This window comes from Vibrio sp. 05-20-BW147 (assembly GCF_013369385.1).
In the GTDB taxonomy this organism is placed as follows: Bacteria; Pseudomonadota; Gammaproteobacteria; order Enterobacterales; family Vibrionaceae; genus Vibrio; species Vibrio floridensis.
The window spans coordinates 1-3,340 of sequence record NZ_SZTO01000039.1 but is presented as its reverse complement, the minus strand read 5'-3'; the positions used below and the strand labels follow the sequence as shown (position 1 = coordinate 3,340).

Genomic DNA, 3,340 nt, shown 5'->3' with positions numbered 1-3,340 from the left:
AAGAAGGGCTTGAAGGACTGCAAGAGAAACCAAGAACGGGTCGCCCAGCATTTCTTAATGCGGAGCAGCGAGAACAATTAAGTCACTATATAAGAGCTCGAGCGATGGATTCGTCTGGCGGTCGATTAACTGATAACGATATTCATGCTTATATCGTTAATGAATTTGGTAAACACTACCACCCAGATTCGATCTACTACTTGCTCAACCATATGGGCTTTGCTTGGATAACTTCACGCTCCAAGCACCCTCGTCAATCCCAGCAAATCCAAGACGATTTTAAAAAAATTCAAAATTGAAACGATCCTTAAGATCCCCGGTCACATGGGGCTTGATAACGTCGATGTCTGGTTTCAAGATGAAGCAAGTGCATATTTCGGAGCATTCCGATCAGTCATTTCGGGATTATCCGATCACCCATTTCGGTTTAAACCGATCACTGATTCCGCGATTATCCGAGCACTTTTAGCCTAACTCCGAAATCGGTGATCGGAATAGCGAAAACCGCGATCGGAATGCCCGAAATCCTTCCTTTTTCTCTTTTAAATCAATAGCTCGCTATTCTTTACTTCTTAAACAAGAACGTAAGGAAGCGACCATGGCCAAAAAGAGAACTCCAATGAACAAAATCAAAGAGGTATTACGCCTTAAGTACGACTGCGGTCTCTCAAATCGCAGCATCGCTTCTTGCCTGAAACTCGGCCCGTCCACCATATCGGAACTCCTTACTAGCTTTAAACAAAGTCAACCTGGCTGGCCTCTACTCGAAGGTTGCAGTGACACTGAACTCACTCAGGTGTTGTATCACGGCAAGAAAGCCAGTCGCTATAAGGTGATGCCAGACTTTACGCAATACGCTGTCGAACTCAGACGCAAAGGCATGACGAAGATGCTGCTCTGGCAGGAATATCATGAGCAATATCAAGAGCAAGCTTACGCTTACACTCTGTTCTGCGAGCACTTCACTCGTTGGTTCAAAACCCAAAAGCGCAGCATGCGCCAGCTTCATGTGGCGGGTGATAAGCTGTTTATCGATTACTGTGGCCCTCGGCTTCAGGTGGTGAACCCTGATACAGGCGAAGTGCGTGAAGCAGAAGTGTTCGTAGCGACCTTAGGTGCCTCCAACTACACCTATGTGGAAGCCTTCCCCAGCCAAGGGAAGTCCTATTGGTTAGAAGCGCATGCCAATGCCTTCGAACACTTTGGCGGCGTCCCTCATCTCTTGGTTCCCGATAATCTACGCAGCGCGGTGACCAAAGCGAATCGTTATGAGCCAAGACTGAACGACAGCTATCAAAAACTAGCAAATCACTATCAAACCGCCGTGATGCCAGCTCGCCCCTACAAACCGAAAGACAAAGCCAAGGCGGAGAATGCTGTGCTCCTCGTCGAACGCTGGATCATGATGCGGCTACGCCACCAAACCTTCCATACCTTCAAAGAACTGAATCTCACTATCCGAGCACTGATGGATGAGTTAAACCAACGTGAGATGAAGCAGTATGGTGCGAGCCGCAAAGCACTGTTCGATAAACCTGCATTAAAGCCGCTTCCTAAGCAGCGATACCTCTATACCGAAACGAGACGAGCCAAGGTTGGGCCTGATTATCACATCGAATATCGCCGTCACTACTACTCGGTTCCTCATCAACTGGTTGGTCACCATGTCGAGCTGGAAGCCTCCAACCGTCTGGTGCAGATCTACCACCAAGGTAACTTGATCGCTCAACATCCACGCAGCCAAAGGGAACGTGGAAATAGCACCAACGCAGAGCACATGCCAAGTAATCATCAACATCAAAAGTGGTCACCTGGACGCTTGCTCAACTGGGGAGCCAATATCGGCCCTGCCACACGAGAGGTCGTCAATAAGATGCTGAACACCAAACCTCATCCAGAGCAGGCCTATCGTTCCTGTCTTGGGCTGCTCAATCTGAGTAAAACCCATGGCGAGTCGCGCTTAGAGCAGGCCTGTAAAGATGCGCTGATGCTGACAAAACCGAACTACACCTTCATCAATAATCTGCTGAAAAACAATCGCGAGGGACAACTGAACAAAGACACCTCAAGCACACCGAACCTTGTTCACAGCAATGTTCGTGGCCCGAACTGTTATCACTAGGAGAAAGGATATGAACGCACTGAACGACCAACTCAAAACCCTGCGCTTAAGTCATGCGGCGAAAGCGTTAGAGCAGCAACAAGAGCAACTGACCACCTACGCAGAGCTGGACTTCGAGGAAAGGTTAAGCCTGCTTCTGGAAAGTGAAATCTTGAATCGTAATCAGAGCAAAATCCAACGCTTAAAACAACAAGCCAAGCTGAGAGTGGGTGCTCAGCCGAGCCAACTTATTTACAAGGAGGGACGAAACCTCAACCGCAAGCAGATGAGCGAACTGCTAACGGGTAGCTATCTGCACAAGCACCAGAACATCTTGATCACAGGCCCAACAGGCGCAGGCAAAACCTATCTTGGCTGCGCTCTGGCAACCAGCGCCTGTGACCAACAGCAAACCGTCAGATACTACCGATTAACTCGCTTGCTCGATGACCTGAGCGCAGGTCGTCTGGATGGTAGCTATCAAAAGCAACTTCAATCTCTAGCTAAAAAAACACTGCTTATCCTCGACGACTGGGGACTGGAAAAACTGACTCAAGAGCATGCGGGTCACTTGTTAGAAGTGCTGGAAGACCGTTACCAAAACAGCAGCACAATCGTCATCAGTCAGTTACCTGTAAAAGAGTGGTACAACATGATCGGTAACGCCACCGTCGCAGACGCGCTTATGGATAGGCTGGTACACAATAGTCATCGAATAGAACTGGGTGGTGAGTCAATGAGAAAACTGGCGCAATCCGATCACTTAGCGTAAAAATAGGAAGAGAGAAAAACGGCAGGATCAAGTGATCGGAATAAACCGAAACGAGCGATCGCAATCACCGAAATACGCAAGCAAGATTTGGCCAGCAAAACACGACAACTCGACTTTGGGTTGAGCGTGTCTCAAGACCAAGAGTGGTCAAACAGCAGCAGTTTGAATATGCGTATTTGTTTGGCTCAGTATGCCCCACTAGAGGTATTGGTGATGCAATGGTCGTTCCTTGAGTTCACAAGAACCTTATGGTTGAGCATCTGAAGCAGCTCTCCGTGGTGACCGAAAAAGGTCGTCACGCAGTGGTCATTATGGATGGCGCGGGTTGGCATACAAATGACATTGCTGAGCCATTTGATAATGTCAGTATCATCAAGCTCCCACCCTATTCACCAGAGCTAAACCCGATAGAACAAGTGTGGAGTTGGTTAAGACAACACTATCTCGCCAATCAATCTTTTGCGGAT

3 protein-coding genes and 1 pseudogene are annotated in these 3,340 nt (G+C 48.3%); all 4 read left to right on the top strand.

Going from position 1 to position 3,340, the window contains the following annotated elements:
- A partial coding sequence (locus FC652_RS19320) for a transposase (RefSeq protein WP_369597889.1) occupies nucleotides 1-299 on the top strand: 299 nt, incomplete at its 5' end.
- Nucleotides 300-598: 299 nt separating this feature from the next.
- On the top strand, nucleotides 599-2,122 hold the full coding sequence (istA, locus tag FC652_RS19315) for an IS21 family transposase (RefSeq protein ID WP_176299813.1): 1,524 nt from the start codon (nucleotides 599-601) through the stop codon (nucleotides 2,120-2,122).
- Between the two features lie 10 nt (nucleotides 2,123-2,132).
- Nucleotides 2,133-2,873 carry an IS21-like element ISVch3 family helper ATPase IstB gene (gene istB, locus FC652_RS19310; RefSeq protein ID WP_176299812.1) on the top strand — a complete coding sequence of 247 codons (741 nt, stop codon included), beginning with the start codon at nucleotides 2,133-2,135 and terminating at the stop codon, nucleotides 2,871-2,873.
- A 77-nt stretch (nucleotides 2,874-2,950) separates the two neighbouring features.
- Nucleotides 2,951-3,340, top strand: a pseudogene (locus FC652_RS20645) (IS630 family transposase); the annotation flags it as partial.

Coding starts and splice junctions, on each gene's coding strand:
- istA (WP_176299813.1), top strand. CDS start 599: ATGGCCAAAAAGAGAACTCCAATGAACAAAATCAAAGAGGTATTACGC.
- istB (WP_176299812.1), top strand. CDS start 2,133: ATGAACGCACTGAACGACCAACTCAAAACCCTGCGCTTAAGTCATGCG.